This is a genomic window from Kitasatospora sp. NPDC038210 (genome assembly GCF_055600605.1).
This window is the reverse complement of the sequence record NZ_JBVJYK010000021.1, coordinates 30549-54230: the sequence shown is the minus strand read 5'-3', so window position 1 is coordinate 54230 and position 23682 is coordinate 30549. Positions and strand designations below refer to the sequence as shown.

Sequence of the window (23682 nt, the reverse complement as noted above, 5' to 3'; positions counted from 1 at the left end):
GGTCACGGCCGGGGCTCCGGACGCAGCCGCAGCCCCGCCATTCCGCCGTCGACCTGCAGCGCGGTGCCGGTGGTGCTGCCGGCCGAGGGGGAGGCCAGGTAGGCGATGGCGGCGGCCACCTCCTGGGCGGTGACCAGGCGTCCGTGCGGCTGGCGGCCGCTCAGCGCCGCACGTTCGGCGGCCGGGTCGTCGGTGGCGTCCAGCAGCCGTCCCACCCAGGGGGTGTCCACGGTGCCGGGGTTGACGCAGTTGACCCGGATGCCCTCGCGGACGTGGTCGGCGGCCATCGCCCGGGTGAGTGCCAGGACGGCGCCCTTGGTCGCTGAGTAGAGCGCGCGCTGGGGGAGGCCGGCGGTGGCGGCGACGGAGCAGGTGTTGACCACCGAGGCGCGCCGGGAGCGGCGCAGGTGCGGCAGGGCGGCGCGGGTGGTGCGGACGACGCCGAGCAGGTTGACGTCGAGGACGCGGTGCCACTGCTCGTCGGAGTTGTCCTCGACGGTGCCGGTCGCGCCGATGCCCGCGTTGTTGACCAGGATGTCGATTCCGCCGAGGGTGCGGGCCGCCGCCGCGACGGTGGTCCGCACGGAGGTGTCGTCGGTGACGTCGACGGCGAAGCCCAGCACCGGATCCCGCACCGTTCCGGGGTGGAGGTCGAGGACGGCGACCCGCGCGCCGCGCTCGGCGAGCAGGGACGCGGTGGCGAGGCCGATGCCGGAGGCGCCACCGGTGACGAGTGCCGTCAGTCCGTCGAGTTCCGCGGTCGTCATGCGCCCGCCTCCTGGTTCGGCGTCGGTTCCGCGGCCCAGAAGGAGCCGTGCGGGTAGTGGTAGGTGTCCAGTGAATCCTGGTGCATGGCGGCCGAGAAGCCGGGGAGGGTGGGCGCGCGGTAGTGGCCGTCGGCGATCACCACCGGGTCGAGGAAGTGCTCGTGGAGGTGGTCGACGAACTCGATGACGCGGTCCTCGGTGGTGCCCGTGAGGGCGACGAAGTCGAACATGGACAGGTGCTGGACGAGCTCGCACAGGCCCACGCCGCCGGCGTGCGGGCAGACCGGGACGCCGAACTTCGCGGCGAGCAGAAGGATCGCGAGGTTCTCGTTGACGCCGCCGACCCGGGCCGAGTCCAGCTGGAGGACGTCGATGGCACCGGCCTGGAGCAGCTGCTTGAAGACGACGCGGTTCTGCACGTGCTCGCCGGTGGCGACCTTCACCGGGCTGACCCCGCGCCGGATGGTGGCGTGCCCGAGCACGTCGTCGGGGCTGGTGGGCTCCTCGATCCAGTACGGGTCGAACTCCGCCAGTGCCTTGGTCCATTCGACGGCCTCGGCCACGTTCCAGCGCTGGTTGGCGTCGATGGCCATCCGGATGTCGGGCCCGACGGCGGCGCGGGCGGCGCGGCAGCGGCGGATGTCGTCCGCCAGGTCGGCGCCGACCTTCAGCTTGATCTGGCGGAAGCCGTCCGAGACGGCCTCGCGGGCGAGGCGGGTGAGCTTCTCGTCGTCGTAGCCCAGCCAGCCGGGGGAGGTGGTGTAGGCGGGGCGGCCGCTACCGGCTCTCCCACCCCGGACCGGCCGTCGGGCACTGACGGGGGCACCGGCGGTCGGGCACTGGGTCCGGAGCCACTGACCCGAAGTCACGGCCCAGGCGTCGCGGCCCGGTACCGCTACCGTCCGTCGGGCGGGGGAGGGATCGTGGCGGTGCCGGGCGCCGGTTCCGGCCAGACCAGCAGCACCGGGCAGGGCGCGTGGTCGACGACGAACCGGGTCGCGGGGCCGAGGCTGTGCGGTCCGAGGCGGGTGCGGTCGCCGTCGCGGGCGAGGACGAGCAACGCCGCGCCCTCGGTGGCCGCGACGACCTCGCGCTCGACCCGTCCGGTCCGCTCCACCCGGGCGCAGGGCCGTCCGAGCCGCTCGGCGGCGGCGTCGAGGAGTTCCCGGGCGGAGGCTGCCGCCAGGGTCTCCACCCGGGTGCCGGGGTCGCGCTCGCGGTGGCCGCGACCGAGCAGTCCGGCGAACGCGCCGTGCGCGACGCCGGGGACCTCCTGGCCGCTGACGTGGAGCAGGACGATCTCCGCCTCCCGGGGTGCGTGGGCGCGGGCGGCGTCCACGCAGGCGGGCCAGGTGCCTTCGGTGATCCAGACGACGACGGTCACGCGGTCAGCCTCCGATGATGTGCAGGGACCCCCACAGTGCCACCACGGCCGTCACCAGGGCAGCGGGCACGACGAGCAGTCCGAGGCGGGTGAACTCGCCCAGGCCGACCTCGGTGTCGTGCTCGCGCACGATGCGCCGCCACAGCAGGGTGGCCAGCGAGCCGGCGTAGGTGAGGTTGGGGCCGATGTTGACCCCGAGCAACACCGCCAGCACCGCCCCGGCGCCGGACGGCACGGCCAGCGGGAGCAGCACGAGGGTGGCGGGCAGGTTGTTGATGACGTTCGCGAGCACCGCCGCCAGCGCCGCGGTGCCCAGCAGCGCGGGCAGCGAGGTGCCGTGGGGCACGAGGTGCCCGAGCGCGGAGGCCAGCCCGTTGTCGACCACGGCCCGGACCACGATGCCGAGCGCCAGGACGAAGGCCAGGAACGGCACGGCGGCCGAGCGCACGATCGCCACCGGGGTGGAGCGCCGCCGGACCAGGGCCCGGACGGCGAGCACCAGCGCGCCGGCCAGCGCCGCCCAGGCCGGATCGACGCCGACGATCGAGGTCAGGACGAATCCGGCGAGCGTGCAGGCGACGGTGACCAGCGCGAACAGCGGCATCTCCGGCGCCTCCGCCTCGCCCGCGGCCGGGGCGCCCGCGTCGAGATCGGCGGCGAAGAACCGGCGCAGCACCACGTACTCGACGGCGATGGCCGCCAGCCACGGCAGCGCCATCAGTGCGGCGAACCGGGTGAAGCTCAACCCGCTGGCGGCGAAGGCCAGCAGGTTGGTGAGGTTGGAGACCGGCAGCAGCAGCGAGGCGGTGTTCGACAGGTGGGTGCAGGCGTACAGGTGCGGCTTGGGGCGCGCGCCGAGCCGGGCCGCGGTGACGAACACCACCGGCGTCAGCAGCACCACGGTGGCGTCCAGGCTGAGCACCGCCGTGACCACCGAGGCGACCACGAACACCTGCACCAGCAGCCGCCGTGGACTCCCGGCCGACGTCCGGGCCATCCACGCCCCGCAGGCACGGAACAGGCCCTCGTCGTCGCACAGTTGCGCCAGCACCAGCACGGCCGCCAGGAACCCGATCACCGGCCCGAGCCGCTGCGCCTCGGCCACCGCGTGGTCCCAGGAGATCGCGCCGGTGGCGATCGCCAGCCCGGCGGCCGGGACCGCGACGACCGCCTCCGGCCAGCCCCAGGGCCGTACCACCGCGCAGACCAGCACCAGCACCAGCAGGCCGACGGACAGCGCTTCGGCGGATGACGTACTCAGGGTCTTGCTCCTCGCAGGTGACGGTGACCACCCACCCGATCCGGAAACACGCAGGTGAGCCGGTAGGAATGTACCGGTTGGCCGCCGCACCGCCGGTGTCGGCGCGGGGGAGTCGCGCGGTGGGCACGGCCCCGGTGTCCAGCTCGACGACGACGTCGTGGTGCCGGTGATCGGCGGGCGCACGCCGCAGGGCGGGTTCGGCGGCGTCACGGTCGACGCGGAGGGTACCGTGCGACGCTGATCCACGCCCATGACGGCGTCGCGGTGCGGCTGACCCGGTGCTGACCGCGACGCCGACCCGGCGCTGAGCCGCTGCTGAGCTTCTGTCGACCCGCCTGCGGCCCCGCCCGCCGACCGCACCGGTGGGCGCCCGAGACCGAGGAGGCACCACCCGTGACCGTGGCCGCGACCAACTGGGCCGGGAACATCAGGTTCGGCGCCGAGCGGTGCCACGAGCCGCGCTCCGTGGCGGAGTTGCGGCAGATCGTCGCGGGCGCCCGGCCCGTGCGGGTCCTCGGGACCGGGCACTCGTTCAACGCGATCGCCGACACCACGGGCGACCAGGTGTCCGTCGCCGGCCTGCCCCGGGTGGTCGAGCTGGACGCGCGGGCCGGCGCGGTCACGGTGAGCGCCGGGCTGCGGTTCGGCGAGCTCGCCGCGGTGCTGGACCGGGAGGGGTTCGCGCTGCACAACCTCGGCTCGCTGCCGCACATTTCGGTCGCGGGCGCGTGCGCCACCGGGACGCACGGCTCGGGGGTGGCCAACGGCTGCCTCGCCACGGCGGTGCGGGCCGTCGAACTGGTCACGGCGGACGGCGACCTGCTGACGATCGGCCGGGGCGCGGCGGAGTTCCCCGGTTCGGTCGTGGCCCTGGGCGCCCTCGGCGTGGTCACCCGGCTGACCCTGGACCTGGTGCCGGCCTTCGAGGTCCGGCAGTGGGTCTACGAGGGCCTGCCGACGGCCGTGCTGAGGGAGCGGTTCGACGAGATCACGGCTGCGGCGTACAGCGTCAGCCTCTTCACGCGCTGGCGCACGGACCGGATCGACCAGGTCTGGCTCAAGCGGCGGGGCGGCCCCGACGCGCCCGGGACCTGGCTCGGCGCGGTTCTCGCCGACGGCCCGCGGCATCCCGTGCCGGGGTGCCCGCCCGAACCCTGCACGCGGCAGCTGGGCGTCCCGGGCCGGTGGCACGCCCGGCTCCCGCACTTCCGGGCGGACTTCACGCCGAGCAGCGGCGACGAGCTGCAGTCCGAGTACTTCGTCGAAGGCGCCGACGCCGTCCGCGCCTTCGACGCGCTGGACGCCGTCAGGGAACGGATCGCACCGGCCCTGCAGATCGGCGAGATCCGCACGGTGGCGGCCGACGGGCTGTGGCTCAGCCCCGCCTACCGACGTGACTGCGTCGCCTTCCACTTCACCTGGCACCCCGACGTGGCGGCCGTGGCGGACGCGGTGACGACGGTCGAGGCGGCCCCGTCCTCGTCTCGGGGACGCCGGAGGCCGGTCGGGGCGACGTGGTGTCGCTCCGACCGGCCTGCGTGGTGTGACGGTGGGACGGTGCGTGCCTCAGTGTGCGGAGGCGGCGGGCTCCGGGGCGCTCCCCGGCGTTGCGACGGCGGTCGCGGTGGCGGGCTTCGGGTTGAGGAGTCGTTCGGCGAGGTGGCCGAAGAGCAGTCCGAAGGAGGTCCAGAGGGTGAGTTGGATGGCGAGCGCCGCGAGGCGGAACTGCCAGAGCAGGGTGGCCGAGAAGTCCTCGGGGACCTCGTTGACGGCGGGCAGGAAGGCGTAGGCGAGGCCGATGGCGACGGCGAAGCCGAGGGCGGCGACGACGGTGGCGTACCAGTTTCCCAGGCGTGGTGCGAGGCGCTTGCCGGCGATCACCGCGGCGACCGCCAGCAGCACGCTGAGTGCCATCATCAGGAAGTACAGCGTGGTGCGTTTGCCGATGGTCTCCGGGTCGCCCACCGACGGCGGGTTGGCCGGGTACTTGAGGAACGGCACGAGGTAGACCGCGATCAGCGCGACGCCGGACAGCAGGGCCGCCGTGGCGCGCGGGGAGAAGCGGCCGGTGCGGCCGAGGGCGAAGCAGTAGGCGAGGGCGGCGATGCCGCCGAGGGCGATGCCGTAGAGGAGGATGCCGGTGGCCAGGCCCGCGGTGGACTGCAGGGAGCGGCTGACGATCTCCATCTCGGGTGCGCCGGGGGCGGCGTGGGCGTCCTCGTAGGCGATGGCTGCGTCGATGCGGGGTTCGCCGAGCAGGTAGGCGACGATGAGGGCGAGCAGGCCGGCGGCGAGGCCGGCGAGCATGCCGCGGACGAGGAGGGATCTGACGTTCACGGAGTTCACTGGTCTGGTTCCCCTGTTTTTGCTGGTCAGTGGCAGGGGAAGCCGAGCAGGTGGCGGCCGTCGTGGACCCACTCGTGGACGTCTTCGCCGGAGATGAGGGAGGTGGCGCCCTGCTCGGCGCCGACGAAGTAGATCAGGGCCATGAGCAGGATGCCGAAGAAGACGGCCCAGGGCAGGACGGCCTTGACGGAGATGGGGGTGACCGCCGGGGCGGTGGGGGCTGCGGGGGCGATGGGGTGAGCCATGGCCGACCTCCTCTGGGAACACGCGTCCCGTTTCGGTGGAGCACGGACGGCAGGGCGGGTCTGACTCGCCGGGCCGGGGCTGGGGGCCGGGGCTGCGGCTTCACAGTGGCGCGACCGTGCCGGAGTCTCACCGGGCTTCCGCGCTCTGCCGTCTTCAGTTGTCGCAGGGACGGTACCGTGTCGCGAACGTCCGGCCAAGGGGCTTGACAGGGGGCTCACGGGCGCGCGCCCCGGCGCATCGGACGGCGGGAGCACCGGTACGCACACGCGCGAAGGCCCAGTTCGGGGGCAGGGAGGGGGACGGGTGACCGTCCGCGTGATCTTCATCGCACCGTCGATCGGAGTCGAACTGCGGGAGGCGAGATTCGGCGACGACGCCCCGCCGGAGGAGGCCGGCCTGGCCGCCGCCCGCGCGGCAGCCGGTGCACTGCCCCCGGCGGCCCGTTCCTTCACCTCGCCCTCGGCGCGCTGCCGGCTGACCGCGGAGGCCCTCGGCCTCGCCGCCGAGCCGGCCGCGGCGCTGGCGGACCTGGACGTGGCCGACTGGCGCGGGCAGCGGCTGGAGGAGGTCGCGGGCCGGGACCCGCAGGCCGTGTCGCGCTGGCTGACCGACCCGGAGGCGGCCCCGCACGGCGGGGAGTCGGTCACGGCGCTGTGCGCACGGGTGGGCGGCTGGCTGGACGGGCTGGCCGGGGACGGTGGGCGCGTCCTGGCGGTGGCCGAACCCGCAGTCGTCCGGGCCGCGGTGGTTGGGGCGCTCGACCTGCCACCGACGGCGTTCTGGCGCCTCGACGTCCGGCCGCTGTCGGCCACCGAGCTGTCCGGTCGCGCGGGCCGCTGGAACCTGCTCTGCGGGACGGCTCTGATGCCGGTGTGAGGGTGCCGGCGGGGTGTCGTGGGTGAGCGGGAACCAGTCGATCGGCTGTGGTCTGCAGCGGCAGCTCGACCACCACGGGCCGGTGGTCCGGGACCGGCGTCCTCGGGGCCCGCGCCGGCTGTGACGGGTGCGGCCGGACAGGTCGGCGATCCAGCGGTCCTGGCGGCCCGCCCGGCGGGGACGGACCGTACGACGAAGCTCCCGGCCGTCGGCGGTGGTCACGGTCGTGACCCGCCGACGGCCGGGAGCTTCGGCACGCGATCAGCAGGGGAAGGTGCCGCTGTAGAGGGCGTGTCCGGAGGAGGAGGTCCCGGAGCCGAAGCCGTAGATGCCGTCGTCGCTCCAGACCGCCTCGCGGAAGCCGTTGACGCAGGTGGACGTCGGCGCGATCGCGAAGCCCTCCAGGTTGTCGACCGGCATGACGGCCGGGTTCGTGTAGGTCACGTCCGGGACGATCGCGCCGGCGGCGTTGACCTTCATGAAGGTGTGGGTCTCGCCGCAGGTGTTGTCGCAGGTCGCGACGAGGCGCTGGGTGCCGGCGTCGAAGGTCACGTCCATGACGGAGACCTTGCCGGTGGCGATCGTGCCGAACGTGGTGAACGTGCCGTCGGAGTTCAGGCCGTACACGTGCAGGGTGCCGTCCCACTCCAGACCGGCGAAGTACAGGCCCGACCCGTGCAGCGGGTAGTTCGCCGGGTCGTAGGCGGAGCCGGTGAGCGGGTCGACCCAGCCGTTCGCGGTCAGCCAGCTGTCCGGCACGTAGCCGACGCCCTCGAAGCCCAGGTTGGCGTCGTCCTTGCTGCCGGTGTTCAGCTGCGGGAACTGCGAGGTCATGTCCCACTGGTGGACCGGGGTGAGGGTCGAGCCGGTCGCGGCCGGGTCGAACTCCATGATCGTGTCCTTGGGGACGGTGTTGTTGCTGTTGTCGCGCTCGGAGGTCACGTAGAGGTGGCCGTCGGGGCCGACCGTCAGGCCCTCGGAGTCCGGCTGGCCGGAGCCGCCCGCGAAGCGGATCTGCTTGCCGGTCGCGCTCCAGGAGGCGTCCGGGATCCACTTGCCGTTGCTCTTGACCAGCTTGAACAGCCAGTTCTTGTTCTTGGCCGCCCACAGCACGGACGGGTCGGCCGGGTCGAAGGCCAGGCCGCTGACGTCACGGCCCTCGGGGCCGGTGGACGTGGTGAACGCGCAGACGTTGTCGGCGATCGTGACGTCCAGCCCGCCCGGCCACGCCAGGGTGCCCGCCGGGGTGGGGCCCGTACCGGAGGGCGCCTCGGGGGTGCAGCCGCTGGTGAGCGCGCCACCGCCGCCCAGCAGGTGGCCGGTCTGACCGCCACCGCCCCCGCCGCCGGCGCCCGTGCAGGAGTTCGCGCTGCCGAACGTCGCGGTCACGGAGGTCCGGAAGCCGCCGGTGCACCGCTCGTCGGACGGCGAGGCGCCACCGGCCGCCCAGGTCACCGAGTCGACGGTGTTGCCGCTGCCGTCGATCAGGAACAGCGAGTCGTTGCCGCCCAGGCCGATGGTGGAGTTGAAGGTGACGTAGCCGCCCGCGGGGATGGTGGTCGCGCTCGGCGAGGAGGACGAGATGGAGACCGGGGAGTGCGTGGTGTCGTTGTCGACGTACTTCCACGACCCGATGCCGACCGCACTCATGCCGCTGTTGTACAGCTCGACGGTGTCCGCGCCGTCAGCGGTGACCTCGTTGATCCGCACCTTGCTCGCGGCCGGGACCGACGCCGGGCAGCCGCCGGCGTTGGCGGAGCCGAAGGTGGTCGCCGCGGTCGCGGTCACCCACGTCCCGGTGCCGTCGCCGCCGCAGCGGGCGATCGCCGGCTTGGCGTTGGCGGTCGCCCAGTCGACGCGGTCGACCACGGTGCCGTCGGCGGTGTAGATCACCACCTTGTCCGAGTCACCCAGCCCCTTGGGCGAGTTGAAGGTGACGAAGCCACCGGCCGGGATCGTGGTGGAGGACGGGCTGAACGCCTGCGGCGTGAAGCCGTCGTCGGACATCTTCCAGCCGCTGGTGCTCACCGCGGTCGAGCCGCTGTTGAACAGCTCCACGGTGTCGCTGTTGGACGAGGTGACCTCGTTGATCCGTACGTTCTGGTAGCCGGCCGGGTCCGCGGCCGCCGCGGGCTGTGCGGCGACGATCCCGGTGACGACGATTCCTGACAACGTCAAAGCCGCGGCGCACAGGGAGGCGACACCGGCGCGTGGGTGTGAGGTAGGCACGAGGCCGAACTCTGGTGACGCAACGTTGAAACAGCGTGTACGGGGGCTGAATGCCGCCTGCTGACCTCAGGAACGCTCCGGAACGCTTGGGAACGTCCCGGAAGGTTCGGGAACACCCCGAACACCCCGAACACCCCGGAACGCCGGGCGCGGGCCGGCGGCCGCGCGCTCCGACCGCCCCTGGCCGCGGGCCGGTCCGGGGGGCCTCCTACCATCGTCTGGCATCCCTCGACGGACGCTGCTGCCTCCTCGGCCGCGTGCCCGCCGTCCGGCACCCCACACGACACGACGACCCCACCGCCCGGCGATGGTGTCGTGCACCTTGGAGGAACGTTCATGCAAGCCCGGAAGATCGGCGCGGCCGCCGCGACAGCGGTGGCGCTCCTGGCTGCCCGCGACCTCATGCAGAAGCGGCACGCGCTGCTCCGGAACTTCCCGGTGGTCGGGCACGCCCGGTACCTGCTGGAGCGGATCGGGCCGGAGCTGCGGCAGTACATCGTGACCTCCAACGAGGAGGAGCGCCCGTTCAGCCGTGACCAGCGCACGTGGATCTACGCGTCGGCGAAGGAGGAGAACAACTACTTCGGGTTCGGCACCGAAGTCGACGTCGAGCACGTCCAGGGCCACGCCTACGTGAAGCAGCGCACGTTCGCCGGCGCCCTGCCCGACGCGCACGACCCGCAGGCCCCGCTGCCCTCGGCCAAGGTGCTCGGCGGGCCGCGCGGGCGCGCCGAGGCGTTCCGGCCGGCCAGCGTGGTGAACATCTCGGCGATGAGCTTCGGATCCCTGTCCGGCGCGGCCGTCACGGCGCTCAACAAGGGCGCGGCGCTGGCGGGCACGATGCACAACACGGGCGAGGGGGGCCTCTCGCCGTACCACCGCAACGGCGGTGACCTCGTCCTCCAGCTCGGGACGTCGTACTTCGGCTGCCGCAACGAGGACGGCAGCTTCAACCTCGACAAGCTCAAGGACGTCGTCGCCGGAGCACCGGTCAAGGCGATAGAGATCAAGCTCTCCCAGGGCGCCAAGCCCGGGCTGGGCGGGATGCTGCCGGGCGCGAAGGTGACCCCGGAGATCGCCGGGATCCGCGGCATCCCGGTCGGCGAGGACTGCGCCTCCCCGTCGCGGCACAGCGCGTTCGGCGACGTCGACTCGATGCTCGACTTCGTCGAGCTGCTCGCCACCGAGACCGGCCTGCCCGTCGGGGTGAAGAGCGCGGTGGGCGAGATGGGCTTCTGGCAGGAGCTGGCCACCCTGATGGCGCGCGGCGACCGCGGGGTCGACTTCGTGACGATCGACGGCGGCGAGGGCGGCACCGGCGCGGCCCCGCGGATGTTCGCCGACTCGGTGTCGTTGCCGTTCCGGATGGGCTTCTCCCGGGTCTACGGCACCTTCGCCGAGCTGGGGCTGACCGACGAGCTGACCTTCATCGGCTCCGGCAAGCTCGGTCTGCCCGAGAACGCCGCGGTCGCCTTCGCCCTGGGGGTCGACATGATCAACGTCGCCCGTGAGGCGATGCTGTCGATCGGCTGCATCCAGGCGCAGAAGTGCCACACCGACAAGTGCCCCACCGGCATCGCGACCCAGAACCCGTGGCTGGCCCGCGGCCTCGACCCGGCCTCGAAGGCCACCAGGGCCGCCGTCTACCTGCGCACCCTGCGCAAGGAGCTGATGAAGGTCTCGGCTGCCGTCGGTGTGGCCCACCCGGCACTGATCACGGCGAACGACATCGAGATCATGAACGGCGACTACGAGGCCCGCTCCCTGGCCGGCGTCTACGGCTACAAGGAGGGGTGGGGCGAGCTCGGCCCGGAGCTCGCCGCCGAGATCACGGCCCTCGTCACGGGCGGGCCGGCCTCCCACGGGAAGCCGACCGTCTGACGCGCCGAGGCGACGGTCGGGCCGGCCGGGCCGATCGAGCGGCCCCGGCCGGCCCGGCCCGTCGGTGTTCAGCCGCGCAGGACGGCGCTGAGCACCGACGGGCGGAACAGCAGCGACGGCGGCTCCACCAGCGACATCACCTCGTGGAACGCCGCGGTGACCAGGGGGTCGCGGGTGGCGCCGGCCAGCACCTTGTCCAGGAAGCGGTGCTGGAGCTTGAGCAGGGCGCCGGTGGGCGCGCCGGTGGTGGTGTCGAAACGGGCGTCCTCGGCGCAGGACATCACCCACGGGTTCTTGGACGCCGCCGCGACGGCGCGCCGCGCGTCCCGGGCAGCGGCGTGTCCGATGCCGCCGTGCCGCAGCACGGTGCGGCGCAGCTCCCGGGCGCAGAACAGGGCGACGGTGACCCCCTGGCCGTACACCGGGTTGAAGGTGCTCGCGGCGTCGCCGACCGCCACCAGGCCCTCCGGACCGCTGCGTTCGTAGTGCCGCCGCACGCCGGGGCCGGGGAGGAAGCCGCGCACCTCGCCCGCGGGTTCGGCGTCCCGCAGCACCTCGCGGAGCAGCGGGTCGCGCAGTCCGGCGAGGTGCTCGGTGAACCCCTCCTCGCCGGGCCGCGGTTCGGCGCCGCGCATCCCGGCGAGGCTGACGATCCAGCGGTCGCCCTCGACCGGCAGCAGGACTCCCATCCGCGGTGCTTCCGGCGCCTTGGTCTGCAGGTAGATCGCCTGGCCGCCGAGGTCGACCCCGGCCGGGCGGTGGAACAGCCGGGAGGTGTACGCCACGCCCGCGTCCACCCGCTGCTCGGGCACCGGGCGGCAGCCCAGCTCCGTCAGCCACTTCGGCACCGAGGTCGAGCGGCCGGCCGCGTCCACCACCAACTCGGCGGGGAGGTCACGGACTTCGCCGCGCTCCGGGCCCCGCTCGCGGACCTTCACGCCGGTCACCGCCCCGGCCGACCCGAGCAGGCCGACCACGTCGGTGCCCTCCAGGAACTCGATCGAGGAGTCGGCGCGGACCCGCTCCAGGACGAGCTGGTCCAGCACCGGCCGGGTGCAGGAGAGGAAGGCCATCCGTGCCGGGTACTCGGCCATCCACCCGGCGGAGCTGAGCCACCTCACCTCCGAGGTGGTCACCCGCAGCGCACCCGCGTCCATCAGCTCCTGCTTGATGCCGGGAAACATCTCCTCCAGGACCCGGTGCCCGGCCTCCAGTACCAGGTGGGCGTGCCGTCCCTGCGGCACCCCGGCCCGGAACGCCGGTTCCGCCGGGTAGTGGTCCCGCTCCACGACGACGATCCGCTCCGCGTGGCCGCGCAGCGCCCAGGCCGCCCCCAACCCGGCCAGTCCGCCGCCGATCACCACCGCAGTGCCCAGCCCGGGGGTCTTATCCGAAGAAGTCATGACACGTAGCGTAGTGGCGCGCCGGGGGCTCCGTGATCGTTTCGGTCGGAGGAGGAACGCCGGTGCTCCCGGCCGGTGTTGACGTCGGTTCGGGCCGACCGGCACGCCGGTTCCACCGTCGGCTGGCCGCCGTGCGGTCGGGAGGGTGCCGGCGGAAGGGGGTGCCGGGTGCCGGAGGGCGGTGACCGTCGGTGCCGGGAGCCGGCGGGCGCTAAGGAAGCGTCAAGATCGGTGCCCGGCGGTGTCAAGGAGGCGTCAGGACCAGCCGCGCACGGGGCGGTGCGGCACTAGCGTCGCGCGGCGGAAGAGCGAACGAAAAGCAGAAACGGTTCTGCGCTCGGGGTCTTCGGCGCGCCCGAACCCCCCGGCCGACCGTGCCACGGGGGAAAGGGACGTGCGGTCATGACGACCTCCACGGAGCACAGGGCGACCACCTCGAACGAGGCGGACCCGCCGGAGACGGCGGAACCCGCCCCACCGGGCACCCTGGCCCGGCTCGGCCGCCGTGCGCGGACGATCGGCAGCCGGGACCACTGGACCACCCCGCGCCTGGTGCGCGGCCTCACCGCGCTGAGCCTCGCCGCCCTGCTCGGCCTCGGCGCCACCGCCACCGCCGTACTCGGCGGCGCCCGCGACGGCACCGACACCATCGGACACCGGGACGCCCCGCAGGCCACCCGCGCCGCCGACCTCTACTTCGCGCTCAGCGACATGGACGCCCAGGCCGCCAACCTGCTGCTGGTCGGCGCCGACCCCGAGTACACGGCCCTGCGCAAGCAGACCCTGGACACCTACGAGCAGCGCCGCGCCCAGGCCGACGACGACCTGCAGCAGGCCGCCCGGGCCGCGGCCGACGATCCGGCCGGGCAGCGCGCCGTCCGGCTCGTCCTGGACCGGCTCGGCAGCTACGAGGCGCTGGTCGCCCGGGCGCAGCTGCTGGAGGAGCAGGCGAACTCGCCCGCCGGGCAGCCCTCGCAGGCCGCACTGGAGACCTACCGGCAGGCCACCGACCTGCTGCGCGGCCGACTCCTGCCCGCCGCCGACCAGGTCACCGTCACCAGCGACGCCTCCGTCGAGCGCGTCTACCTTCAGCAGCGCGAGGCCCTGGGCAGCGGCCGGTGGTGGCTGCTCGCCGTCGGCCTGCTCGCCCTCGCGGCCCTGCTCGGCCTCCAGCGCGCCCTCGCCGTGCGCTACCGCCGGGTGGTCAACCCGGCGCTGGCCGCGGTGACCCTGCTGACCGGCGCGGTGCTGGTGACCGGGCTGAACCTGGTGGGCCGCTCCGAGGACCACCTGGTGACCGCCAAGAGCAACGCCTACGACTCGGTGATCGCCCTCAGCCGGGCCCGCGCCGTCGCGTTCGACATGAACGCCGACGAGAGCCGCTACCTGATCGACCCGACCCGCGCCGTCGCGTACGAGCAGGCCTTCCTTGAGCAGACCCAGGCGATCGCCCGGATCGACGGCGCCACCCTCGCGGACTACAACGCCCGGCTGGCCGACGCGGCCCGGCGGCACCGCGCCGACCGTACGGCGGTCCCCTTCGGCGGGTTCCTCGGCAGCGAGCTGCACAACGTCACCTTCCCGGGCGAGCAGGACGCCGCCGAGCGCGTGCTGGACACCTTCCAGCAGTACCAGCTGACCGACCGCAGGATCCGCGAGCTGAGCACCGCCGGGAGGCTCAAGGAGGCGGTCACGCTCAACACCGGACTCTCGAAGGGACAGTCCAACTACGACTTCGAGCAGCTGGGCGCCGCGCTCGGGGACACCATCGCGATCAACGCCACCGCGATGGACCGCGCGGTCGCCGAGACCGACGGGGACCTGGACGGCACCACGGCGGCCCTGGCAGCCGGTGTGCTGGCGGTGGCGCTGGGCCTCGCCGCGGTCGGCGTGCGGCCCCGGCTGCGCGAGTACCGGTGAGCCGGCCGCCCCGAAGCGCCGCTGGGTCCCTGTCCGGGGCGTTCGTACGCGGCGTCCAGGGTCGGTCCGCGTCCGGCGCCGGTCCGCGTCCCGGACCTCACCCGGGTGCCGGATTGACAAACGCCCTTGCCGTAGCGGCACATGGCAGGCATGGCCGACGAAGAGTTCGAGAACGTCCTCACCACGGTGGGTCCCCGGTTGCGAGCCCTGCGGCGGGAGCGCGGCACCACGCTCGCCAAACTGGCCGCCGCGACCGGCATCTCGCTCAGCACGCTGTCCCGGCTGGAGTCCGGGCAGCGCAAGCCGACGCTGGAGCTGCTGCTGCCGCTGGCCCGGGAGTACCGGGTGCCGCTGGACGAGCTGGTCGGCGCCCCGGCCACCGGTGACCCGCGGATCCACCCGCGCCCGGTGACCAGGAACGGCCAGACGATCATCCCGCTCACCCGTCACCTGGGCGGGATGCACGCGTTCAAGCACATCGTGCCGCCGGGCCGCAACACCGAGCCGGAGCCGGAGCTGAAGGTGCACGAGGGCTACGAGTGGCTGTACGTGCTGTCCGGCCGACTGCGGCTGGTGCTCGGGTCGCGCGACCTGGTGCTGACGGCCGGTGAGGCCGCGGAGTTCGACACCCGGACCCCGCACGCCTTCGGCAACGCGGGCCCGCAGCCGGTGGAGTTCCTGAGCCTGTTCGGCCCGCAGGGTGAGCGCATGCACGTCAGGGCGCGCCCGGGAACCTCTGTTCGGTAGGTTCGTTCCTGACAGGGGGTCTTCGTTGCGACTCCCGTCGGGCCGTCGGGAGGGGCCGAGGAAATGAGTGTGCAGCAGAGCGCGGAGTCCGGCGAGAGCGGTGGAGCCGGGGAACGCGGCGGGGCCGGGGACGGCCGGGCGGGCGTGGGCACGTCCTCGGGCACGGGCACAGGCGTGGGTACGGCGGCCGCGGCTGCAGCCGCGGGGGCGGGCGGGGACGCGGGCGGAGGCGCGGGGGAGGACGACCCGGACGAGGGGGCGAAGCGCCCGCGCAAGAAGCGCCCGTTCTGGCAGGAGCTGCCGATCCTGCTGGTGATCGCCCTGCTGCTCTCGCTCGGCATCAAGACCTTCTTCGTGCAGGCCTTCTCGATCCCCTCCGGGTCGATGGAGCAGACCCTGGCGATCGGTGACCGGGTGCTGGTGGACAAGCTGACCCCGTGGTTCGGCGCGGAGCCCGAGCGCGGGGAGGTGGTGGTCTTCCGTGACCCGGGCGGCTGGCTGGAGGGCACGACGACCACCGACGACTCCGTGATGGGCTCCGTCCGGAAGGCGCTGAGCACCGTCGGCCTGATGCCCTCGGCGGACGAGAAGGACCTGATCAAGCGGGTGATCGCGGTCGGCGGGGACACCGTCCAGTGCGACGCGGGCGCCCCGCTGAAGGTGAACGGCGTCGCGCTGGACGAGCCGTACCTGTTCCCCGGCTCGACGCCCTGCGACAACGACCCGGTCGGCACCATCACCGTGCCCAAGGGCAAGCTCTGGGTCATGGGCGATCACCGCAACAACTCGCGGGACTCCCGCTGGCACCACAACGTGACCGGTGACGGCTTCGTGCCGGTGGACAACGTGGTCGGCCGGGCGTTCGTGGTGGCGTGGCCGCTGTCGGACTGGTCCACCCTGCCCGTGCCGGACACCTTCGACAAGGTCCCGGCGGGGGCGGCCGGTGCCCCGTTCGAGGCGCCGCCGGCCTCGGAGGCGCTCGCGCTGGCCGGGGTCGTTCCGGTGGCGCTGTGGGGAGTCCGTCGTCGGAGGCCGGTGCGGAAGGACCGCTGAGCCGGTCCTGCTCGGCTTCGGGGAATCCCTCCCGCCGTTCTCTACACGCCTGTAGAGTTCAGGAGGTGTACTGCACCCCCGGCCGCGGCGGCCGCCCCGCACCGGGTGGCCGCCGCGGCCGAGGCCGGGTCGGGAGGCGGAGCCGTGATGGAGAGTCAGTGCGGTCCCCGGGAGACCGGGGATCCGGCGGACCCCGCGAACGGGGACGACCGCGACGAGCGTGACGAGCGCGGGGTCGGGGTCGGGGTCGACGGGGCGGACCCGGTGGACCCGGCGGAGCACGCCGTGCAGTGGGTCTACCAGCCGGTCGAGGTGGACCTCGGCGAGGGCGCCTGGGCGCTCGGCCGGATCAGCGGCTGGTGGCAGGACGCGACCGGCCGGCGCTGGTGCCGGCTTCGGGTCGGCCGCAGCGGACGGCCCGCGTACTGGGAGCGGTTCGACCCGGCACGAGTGGTGCTGCTGCCGGTGTCGGGGCTCTGATCAGCACAGACTCTTTGGCGGAACCGCACATTGAGCCCTATCGTCCCTGGGAGCGACCGCCGACATCCCACTTTCAGCGACCGGGGACGACGTGACTTCGGAGATCTACTTCAGCAGCAACTACCGCGACCTGTGCGAGCAGCACGGCACCGGTGCGGGCTTCCAGTTCGAGTTCTACTGCTACCGCTGCTCGGACACCTGGCGCTCGCCGTTCGAGGCGTTCCGGACCGGCCAGATGGCCGGCTGGATAGGCAAGGGCGTCAGCGCGGCCTGGAACCTCATCGGCGGCAACGCCAACACCATCAGCAACGCCGCCGACGGTCTGGCCGGCCAGACCTGGGGAACCACCCGGGACGCCGCCTTCCAGCGCGCGATCGCCAACGCCCAGACGCACTTCAATCGCTGCGCCCGCTGCACCCACTACGTCTGCGGCCGCTGCTTCAACCCGGCGCAGGGCCTGTGCTTCAGCTGCGCCCCGGACACCGCGGCCGAGGCGATGGCGGCGCAGCACCGCGGTCTCAACGACATGGTCTCCGAACGCGCCTACCAGGTCGGACAGCAGACGGGCACCGGGTACGACGTCAACGCGCCGCGCCAGCTGGTCTGTCCGCAGTGCCACGCCGAGACGCACGGCACGCCGTTCTGTCCGGGCTGCGGCTTCCGGCTGGCGCAGGCCGTCCAGTGCACGAGCTGCCACCAGGACGTGCCGGACGGTGCCGCGTTCTGCCCGTCCTGCGGGACGAGACGCTAGACGCGGCTCCTGGCGCGGCCGACGGGGCGCCCTCGGGACGGCGGTCCGAGGGCGCCCCGTCGCCGTCCGCGTGCCCCGGCGGCGGCGCGCCGCTCAGCCGTACGAGACGTTGGCGCAGGGGTCGTCGTCCGCCGAGCGGGCGGTGCCGCTGACGCTGGTGGGCAGCGGTGCCGGAGCGGCGCCCGCGCCGGGGGCCGGGTTGGTGGCGGTCGCCGGGTTGGCGGAGGCGAAGTCGTGGCCGAGGACGACGCTGAGGCCCCGGCCGCCGGGCTGGACGGTCGCGCCCGGGAACAGCTTGGCGACCGCCTCGGCGGAGCCGCGCTCGCCCGCGCCGTACTCGACGACCGTGGTGCCGCGGGGCTTCCCGGCGGCGTTGCCGATGGTGGTGACGGCGTAGCCGGCCCCCTTGACCGTCTCCGCGGCCTTGCCGCCGAGGCCGGTCTCGCCGGTGCCGTTGAGCACGGAGACCTTGACCCCGGCGGCCTTCGGGTCCGGGGCGGTGGTCGGCGTGGGGGCGGCCTCGGCGGCGGGGGTGGTGGGGGCTGCGGAGCCGGGGCCGCCGGGGGCGCTGGCGTCCTGGCCGTCGACGGTGCGGTCGGCCTTGAGCGCCGCCCAGAGCTGGTCCACGTCGGGGTGGACCAGGGCGATCCGCGGTCCCTCGTAACGCCACGGCGTGGTCAGGAACTTGACGTCGTGCAGGTCGATGTCCTTGAGGGAGGTGGCGAAGTCGAGCAGTTTGGCGGCCGAGCCGAGGCCGGGGTCGACGGTCAGCGACTTGGTGGCCGCGTCGGCGAGCGGCAGCAGGGTGGTCGGGTCCATCCCGCGGGACTTGACCTGCTTGATGAGGGAGGACAAAAAGGCCTGCTGGCGCTTGGTGCGGCCGATGTCGGAGCCGTCTCCGATGCCGTGCCGGACCCGGACGTAGTCGAGCGCGGACTGCCCCTCGACCTTCTGCTTGCCCTTGGCGAAGACCAGTTTGCCCTTGTGTCCCAGGTTGGGGTTGAGGTCCCCCTCGTGGACGTCGTTCGGCAGGCAGACCTCGACGCCGCCGACCGCCTTGGTCATCGAGGCGAAGCCGTTGAAGTCCACCACGATGGTGTGGTCGACGCGCAGGTTGGTCAGTTTCTCGACCGCGTTCTGGGTGCAGGCGGGGTTGCCCTGGTCGGTGTCGCCCACCGAGAAGGCGCTGTTGAACATGACGTTGGTCTGCTCCTTGGTCCACTTGCCGCCGGGCAGCTTGCAGGGCGGGATGGTGACCAGGGAGTCGCGGGGGATGGAGATGCCGACGGCGTGCTTGTGGTCGGCGTAGACGTGCAGCAGGATCGCGGTGTCCGAGCGGGCGCCGCCGTCCCCGCCGCCGCCGAGGTCGCTGTTGCCGTTGCCGCGGCTGTCCGAACCGATCAGCAGCACGTTCACCGGGGTGCGGCCCTGGGCGTCCGGCGCCGCGGCGTCCGGGCGGTCCTTGCTGACGGCGTCGCCGTCGAAGGTGGAGATGTTGCTGTCGAGGCGGTAGTAGAGGGCGCCGCCGGCGAGCACCAGGAGCGCGGTGCCTCCGGCGGTCGCCCAGAGCACCTTCTGCTTGGTGCTGCGCTTCGGCTTCTTCTTGGCGCGGCCCGTCGAACTGGCGCGGCCTGCCGAACTGCCGTCCGTTATACCCTCGGTGTCCCTTTCGCCCTGTTCCGGGGCGGTCGTTCGGCCCGCCGCCCGGCGTCCGCCCGCCCGGTGCGGCGAATTTCCGGCGTCGGGGGAACCCTTGCGGCCAGACACGTCGTCATCCTCCACAGTTGCCACGGAGCCCCCGTCGGAGCGGTGGGCTTGCGCGGCCCGGGGCCGGAGCCGATCCGGGCGAGGCCCGTCGCTAAACTTTTACACCGCTGTAGAACTTCAGTGGAGCATACTAGGCGCGGATGAGAAAACCAGCTGGTCAGAGCATGAGAAATTGCTTTGGTCGGACTCGCCCGAGCAACCCTGAACCCGTACGAGGAGCACGATGACTCACCGGATCGCACGTTCGATAGCCGGGGCCCTGGTGGCACTGGCGGCCGCCGTCGGTCTCACCGCCGTCGCGTCGAGCGCGACGGCGGTGGCCGCACCCCGAACCGCCGCCGTCGCGGTGTCCGACCGCGGCGCACCGGCCGCGGGGGCGGCCGCCGAGGCGGGCGCCCGGCCGATCGCCGCGTCCGTCGCGCCGTCGAACGCCGATGCCGTGCACCTCGCGGCCAAGGACACCAAGAAGAAGAAGGGGTTCTTCGCCAAGCTGGGCAAGTTCCTGCTGGTCGTGATCATCCTGATCATCCTCCTCTTCGTCCTGCTGATCGTCGGGATCATCTACGCCGCGAAGCGGATCTTCGGCCGCCGCAAGTAGGGGGACGAGCCGGGCGGGTGAGCGGTCGTCGCGGCGGGGCCGGGCGCCCGCTCCGGCCCCGCCGGGGCCCTCCGGGGTGGGCCGGGATCGCGGATCCGTCGTGCATGATGGACGCCGCCGGGCCCGATCGGCCGGGCCGGCCCCGGCCCGACGCCGGCTCCCCCCGGAGCGAAGACCCGTGAACGACTCCCGCCTGCTCGGCCGTGCCGCCACCGTCACGGCCGTCGTGGCCGGCTCCCTCGCCCTCGCGGCGCCGGCCTTCGCACACGTGGAGGTCGCCTCCGGGACCGCCCGGGCGCTGGCCGTCAACGCCACCGTCACCTTCACCGCCGAGGCCGAGTCGAGCACCGCCGGCCTCGCCGAGTTCCGGGTCGTCCTGCCCGAGGGCATCGCCCCCGCCGACGTCACGCTCGCCGACGCCCCCCAGGGCTGGACGCTCGCCGCCACCGCCGACGGCTACACGGTCGGCGGCCCCGCGCTCCCGCAGGGCAAGGACGCCGTCTACCGGATCACCGTCAAGCAGCTGCCCGACGCCCGGCAGCTGGTCTTCAAGACCCTGGAGACGTACGGCGACGGCCACATCGACCGCTGGATCGAGCTGCCCGAGGGCGGCACCGAGCCCCGGCACCCCGCGCCGACCCTCAAGCTCGCCGCCGCCGCGCCCGGAGCGACCCCGATCGGTACGCCGTCCGCCGTGCCCTCCTCGGCCTCCGCCTCCGCCTCTGCCGCTTCCGCCTCTGCCACCTCGGCCGCTGCCGCGCCCGCTCCGTCCGGCGCCCCGGGCGTGACGGCCTCGCCCGGAACGGCCTCGACCGCGTCGGGCGGCGGCGGTTCCTCCTCGGCCGGCCTCGTCGTCGGTGCCGCCGTGGTGGTCGCGCTCGCCGCGGGCGGTTCGTGGCTGTGGCGCCGCAGGCGGGCCGCCGCCGGCAGCTGACGTTCCGTCGGCAACCGGGGCCCCCGGCCCGTGGGGCGGGGCCGGGCCCGCGGCGTCAGTCGACGTGCAGGGTGAGTTCGGCGGTGTGGAGCCGCCCGGCGGTCTGGAACTGCAGGAAGACCCGCCAGTTGCCGGGTTCCGCGAGGAGGGCCTGGAAGGTCAGGGTCGGGCCCCCGTGGTCGCCGGCCACGGCGTCCGCCGGATGGAGGTGGGCCAGTGCCTGGTCCCCCTCGTGGAAGGCGCTGAGGTGGGCGTAGCTGTCCAGGTAGGGCTGGAGATCGGTGACCGGCCGGCCGTCCTGGCCGATGCTCGCGACCAACGTGTGTGCGCCGGCCGCCGCCTGGGCGCGGAGGGTGACGGTGTAGCCGTCCACCTCGACCGTGCCGGTCGGGGCCGACAGGGGCACCGGGGAGTACTCGCCGCTCACCGTCACGGTGCGGCTGAGGACGAGCTCGGGGGCGTGGGGGCCGGTGTCCGGCACGAAGTCGGCGTACAGCCGCCAGGTGCCGGGCGCGAGGGCGGGGAGGTCGGCGGTCCAGGTGCCGTCGTCGGCCATGTCCGGGTGCAGGTGCTGGAAGCCGGTGAGATCGGCGCGGATCGCGTAGAAGTGCAGCTTCTTGGTCTGGTGGACCGCGAAGTCGGTGACGGGTGCGCCGCCGGGGCCGGTGACGGTGAACCGGAAGGACGTCGGACGCCCGGCGGGCAGCTCGGTGGCCGCGGTGTCCAGCCGGTAGCCGCCCTGCTCGGCGGCGAGGCCGCGTCCGGTGCTCCCGGACGCGTCCGCCGTTCCCGGCGCGCCGGCCATGCCGGGCATCCCGGGCATGCCGTCCGACATGCCGGGCATGCCGGCGTGCGGCGCGGGAGCGGGCGGGGCGGCCGGAACGGACGCGGCCATCCCGAGCACGAGCAGCACCGGCACGCAGGAGGCGAGCAGCCAGCGCCGCTGGAACGGACGGCGAGTGGGAGAAGCGGTCATCGGCAGGTCTTTCCCGTTGCGGGCGCGCCGGGGGCGACGCCGTGCGGGCCGACGGCGTTCGGCTCCGCTGTTACTGGAGATCGCCGGCGTACGGCCTGATAACCGAAAGTCGCGCTGCACGGGACCGGCGGGATCGTTCGGCGCCGCGTCAGGGACGTGCCCGGCGGCAGGTGGGCGGTGGTGAAGGCCCGGTACCGGCTCCCGTGTCTGTACGGACCGTCAGCGCGGCTTGGCCCGGGCGGCCAGGATGGCGATGTCGTCCTCGGCGGCGGGGGCCGGCGGCGGGACGAGGGCGTGCAGGACGGCGTCGAGGAGGTCGTCGAGGTCGCCGGTGGCGGGCAGGCGCAGGGCGGCGAGGCGGTCCAGTGAGACGTCGATGTCCTCGCCGCGCCGTTCGACCAGGCCGTCGGTGTAGAGCAGCAGCGTCTCGCCCGGGGTGAGCGGGTGGGTGGTCTGCTCGTAGCCGCCGAGGCCGGTGCCCAGCGGCGGGCCGCTGGGCAGGTGCAGCAGTTCGGTGGGTCGGCCCGGGGAGATCAGGGCGGGCGGCAGGTGGCCCGCGCTGGAGAGGGTCCAGCGGCCGCGGCCCGGGTCGGCGAGGGCGAGCAGGCAGGTCGCGGGGCGGGCGGAGTCGTCGGCGGAGATGACGGTGTCGAGCTGGCGCAGGATCCGGTGCGGGGGGAGGTCCATCCCGGCGATGTCCCGCAGGGCGGAGCGGTAGTGGCTCATGTCGACGGCGGCCTCGACACCGTGCCCCATGACGTCGCCCATCGCGAGCAGGGTGCGGCCGAACGGCAGCCGGACCGTCTCGTACCAGTCGCCGCCGACCACCGAGGTGGTGCCGGAGGGCAGGTAGCGGGAGGCGAGGGCGAGGTTCTGGTGCGGGTTGCCGGGTTCGCTGAGCAGGGCCCGCTGGAGTTCGAGGGCGATGCCCTGGGAACGGGTGTAACGGCGGGCGTTGTCGATGCCGGTGGCGGCCCGCGCGGCGAGGTCGCCGAGCAGCGCGGCCTCGTCGGGGGTGAAGGGCGGCGTGGCGGCGGTGCGTCCCAGGGTGAGCAGCCCGACCTGGCCGCCCCGGGCGGCCAGCGGCAGGACCAGCAGCGAGGCCGTCCCGGCGGGGCAGGCGTCCGCGGGGCCGGGTCCGGTGAGCACGGCGATGCCGCCGCCGAGGCTGCGGGCGGCGGCCGAGCCCTCCCGGTGGCGGATCGATTCGCCGGGACGGGCCAGGTCGGCGAGCGCGTCGGTGAGGGCCGGTACGGACCGTACGGCGGCGCGGTGCAGCCGCTGGGGCGTGCTGTGGCCGGCCCGGAACGGCTCGGCCTCGGGCGGCAGGACGTCGACGACGGCGAGGTCGGCGAGGCCGGGCACGGCGAAGGCGGCGAGTTCGGCGCAGGTCGTCCCGACGTCGAGGGTGGTGCCGATCCGCTCGGCGGCGTCGTCGAGGAGCGCGAGGCGGGCGCGGGCCTGTTCGAGCTCGCGGAGCCGTTCGCGGGCCGGGTCGGGGTCGTCCAGGACGACGATGATCACACCGGTGGTCCGTCCGGCGTGGCGCAACGGCCGGTAGCGCACCCGGAGGCCGGGCGGGACGGGGTGGCCCACGCCGTCCGGGCCGCCGGTGCCGTGTTCGCGGTCGAGCCCGTCGTCGAGGACGCGGCGCAGGGTGGTGGTGGCCGGGGCGAAGGCGGTGGCCTCGGCGGCGCGGCCGAGCAGATCGGCGCGGCGCAGGCCGGTGGCGGTGGTGAAGGCGGGGTTGAGGTACACCCAGTGCAACCGCTCGTCGAGTACGGCGACGCCGACCGGGGCGGCGCCGAGGACCGCCCGGAGCAGGTCGGGGTCGTCACCTCCGTGGTCACTGCCGGTGATCGCGCCGAGCCTCGCCGCGAGGGCCGCCGCCGTCGCCGCCAGGGACCGGGGCCCCGGTGTCGCGGACGGGGAACCCTCTGCTCGGTTTCCGTGCCGGAAGTGCATACGCCCATGATCACGCGCCGGGGCGCGGCACGCCCACAACTGGAGTAAACCTTGACCGGGCGGAGACGCTGTTGTACGGGGCCCGGTGCAGCGTGGTG

19 protein-coding genes and 2 pseudogenes are annotated in these 23682 nt (G+C 73.9%); 10 read left to right on the top strand and 11 right to left on the bottom strand.

Annotated elements, in window-relative coordinates; all coding sequences use genetic code 11:
* Positions 1 to 2 precede the first annotated feature (2 nt).
* The 4 genes and pseudogenes from ACZ7KX_RS32375 to ACZ7KX_RS32360 all read right to left on the bottom strand — a co-directional run bounded on the left by ACZ7KX_RS32375 (position 3) and on the right by ACZ7KX_RS32360 (position 3412).
* On the bottom strand, positions 3 to 767 hold the full coding sequence (locus ACZ7KX_RS32375) for an SDR family NAD(P)-dependent oxidoreductase (protein WP_470329563.1): 765 nt from the start codon (positions 765 to 767) through the stop codon (positions 3 to 5).
* Positions 764 to 1654: pseudogene (locus ACZ7KX_RS32370) on the bottom strand (enolase C-terminal domain-like protein); the annotation flags it as partial. The gene ACZ7KX_RS32375 and the pseudogene ACZ7KX_RS32370, both read right to left, overlap by 4 nt.
* A gap of 8 nt (positions 1655 to 1662) precedes the next feature.
* Positions 1663 to 2151, bottom strand: coding sequence for a universal stress protein (locus ACZ7KX_RS32365; RefSeq protein ID WP_396546458.1), 489 nt, complete (start codon positions 2149 to 2151; stop codon positions 1663 to 1665).
* A 4-nt stretch (positions 2152 to 2155) separates the two neighbouring features.
* The gene (locus ACZ7KX_RS32360) at positions 2156 to 3412 is read right to left on the bottom strand and encodes an SLC13 family permease (RefSeq protein WP_470329624.1); all 1257 of its coding nucleotides are present in this window, start codon (positions 3410 to 3412) and stop codon (positions 2156 to 2158) included.
* A gap of 393 nt (positions 3413 to 3805) precedes the next feature.
* Between ACZ7KX_RS32360 and ACZ7KX_RS32355 the strand changes: the two are divergent.
* Positions 3806 to 4885: pseudogene (locus tag ACZ7KX_RS32355) on the top strand (FAD-binding protein); the annotation flags it as partial.
* 93 nt (positions 4886 to 4978) lie between these two features.
* On the opposite strand, the gene ACZ7KX_RS32350 reads toward ACZ7KX_RS32355, so the two are convergent.
* On the bottom strand, positions 4979 to 5758 hold the full coding sequence (locus tag ACZ7KX_RS32350; protein WP_470329562.1) for a CbtA family protein: 780 nt from the start codon (positions 5756 to 5758) through the stop codon (positions 4979 to 4981).
* Between the two features lie 26 nt (positions 5759 to 5784).
* On the bottom strand, positions 5785 to 6003 hold the full coding sequence (locus tag ACZ7KX_RS32345; protein WP_470329561.1) for a CbtB domain-containing protein: 219 nt from the start codon (positions 6001 to 6003) through the stop codon (positions 5785 to 5787).
* Positions 6004 to 6307: 304 nt separating this feature from the next.
* Between ACZ7KX_RS32345 and ACZ7KX_RS32340 the strand changes: the two genes are divergently transcribed.
* The gene (locus tag ACZ7KX_RS32340) at positions 6308 to 6880 is read left to right on the top strand and encodes a histidine phosphatase family protein (protein WP_470329560.1); all 573 of its coding nucleotides are present in this window, start codon (positions 6308 to 6310) and stop codon (positions 6878 to 6880) included.
* A 261-nt stretch (positions 6881 to 7141) separates the two neighbouring features.
* On the opposite strand, the gene ACZ7KX_RS32335 is transcribed toward ACZ7KX_RS32340, so the two are convergent.
* Complete coding sequence (locus tag ACZ7KX_RS32335) at positions 7142 to 9052, bottom strand: lamin tail domain-containing protein (RefSeq protein WP_470329559.1); 1911 nt, start codon at positions 9050 to 9052, stop codon at positions 7142 to 7144.
* A gap of 393 nt (positions 9053 to 9445) precedes the next feature.
* Here ACZ7KX_RS32335 and ACZ7KX_RS32330 point away from each other — a divergent pair, with 393 nt between their 5' ends.
* Complete coding sequence (locus ACZ7KX_RS32330) at positions 9446 to 10990, top strand: FMN-binding glutamate synthase family protein (RefSeq protein ID WP_470329558.1); 1545 nt, start codon at positions 9446 to 9448, stop codon at positions 10988 to 10990.
* Between the two features lie 68 nt (positions 10991 to 11058).
* On the opposite strand, the gene ACZ7KX_RS32325 is transcribed toward ACZ7KX_RS32330, so the two are convergent.
* On the bottom strand, positions 11059 to 12393 hold the full coding sequence (locus ACZ7KX_RS32325) for an NAD(P)/FAD-dependent oxidoreductase (protein ID WP_470329557.1): 1335 nt from the start codon (positions 12391 to 12393) through the stop codon (positions 11059 to 11061).
* Positions 12394 to 12795: 402 nt separating this feature from the next.
* Between ACZ7KX_RS32325 and ACZ7KX_RS32320 the strand changes: the two genes are divergently transcribed.
* The 5 genes from ACZ7KX_RS32320 to ACZ7KX_RS32300 all read left to right on the top strand — a co-directional run bounded on the left by ACZ7KX_RS32320 (position 12796) and on the right by ACZ7KX_RS32300 (position 17344).
* The gene (locus ACZ7KX_RS32320; RefSeq protein ID WP_470329556.1) at positions 12796 to 14313 is read left to right on the top strand and encodes a hypothetical protein; all 1518 of its coding nucleotides are present in this window, start codon (positions 12796 to 12798) and stop codon (positions 14311 to 14313) included.
* A 150-nt stretch (positions 14314 to 14463) separates the two neighbouring features.
* Positions 14464 to 15060, top strand: coding sequence for a helix-turn-helix domain-containing protein (locus ACZ7KX_RS32315; protein WP_350522648.1), 597 nt, complete (start codon positions 14464 to 14466; stop codon positions 15058 to 15060).
* A 63-nt stretch (positions 15061 to 15123) separates the two neighbouring features.
* The gene (gene lepB, locus ACZ7KX_RS32310) at positions 15124 to 16113 is read left to right on the top strand and encodes a signal peptidase I (protein ID WP_470329555.1); all 990 of its coding nucleotides are present in this window, start codon (positions 15124 to 15126) and stop codon (positions 16111 to 16113) included.
* 144 nt (positions 16114 to 16257) lie between these two features.
* A complete protein-coding gene (locus tag ACZ7KX_RS32305; protein ID WP_470329554.1) occupies positions 16258 to 16593 on the top strand; it encodes a hypothetical protein in 336 nt (111 codons plus the stop codon).
* Between the two features lie 91 nt (positions 16594 to 16684).
* Positions 16685 to 17344 (top strand): double zinc ribbon domain-containing protein, encoded by a 660-nt coding sequence (locus ACZ7KX_RS32300; protein ID WP_350522645.1) that lies wholly within the window; start codon positions 16685 to 16687, stop codon positions 17342 to 17344.
* A gap of 93 nt (positions 17345 to 17437) precedes the next feature.
* Here ACZ7KX_RS32300 and ACZ7KX_RS32295 read toward each other — a convergent pair whose 3' ends face one another.
* Positions 17438 to 19111 (bottom strand): LCP family protein, encoded by a 1674-nt coding sequence (locus ACZ7KX_RS32295; protein WP_470329553.1) that lies wholly within the window; start codon positions 19109 to 19111, stop codon positions 17438 to 17440.
* Between the two features lie 223 nt (positions 19112 to 19334).
* Between ACZ7KX_RS32295 and ACZ7KX_RS32290 the strand changes: the two genes are divergently transcribed.
* Positions 19335 to 19709, top strand: a complete 375-nt coding sequence (locus ACZ7KX_RS32290; protein ID WP_470329552.1) for a hypothetical protein — start codon at positions 19335 to 19337, stop codon at positions 19707 to 19709.
* Positions 19710 to 19887: 178 nt separating this feature from the next.
* On the top strand, positions 19888 to 20643 hold the full coding sequence (locus ACZ7KX_RS32285; protein WP_470329551.1) for a DUF1775 domain-containing protein: 756 nt from the start codon (positions 19888 to 19890) through the stop codon (positions 20641 to 20643).
* Between the two features lie 55 nt (positions 20644 to 20698).
* Here ACZ7KX_RS32285 and ACZ7KX_RS32280 read toward each other — a convergent pair whose 3' ends face one another.
* Together ACZ7KX_RS32280 and ACZ7KX_RS32275 are read right to left on the bottom strand one after the other, a co-directional pair.
* Complete coding sequence (locus ACZ7KX_RS32280; RefSeq protein ID WP_470329550.1) at positions 20699 to 21619, bottom strand: hypothetical protein; 921 nt, start codon at positions 21617 to 21619, stop codon at positions 20699 to 20701.
* 219 nt (positions 21620 to 21838) lie between these two features.
* Positions 21839 to 23584: a PP2C family protein-serine/threonine phosphatase gene (locus ACZ7KX_RS32275; RefSeq protein WP_470329549.1), complete on the bottom strand. Its 1746-nt coding sequence runs from the start codon at positions 23582 to 23584 to the stop codon at positions 21839 to 21841.
* Between the last annotated feature and the right edge of the window lie 98 nt (positions 23585 to 23682).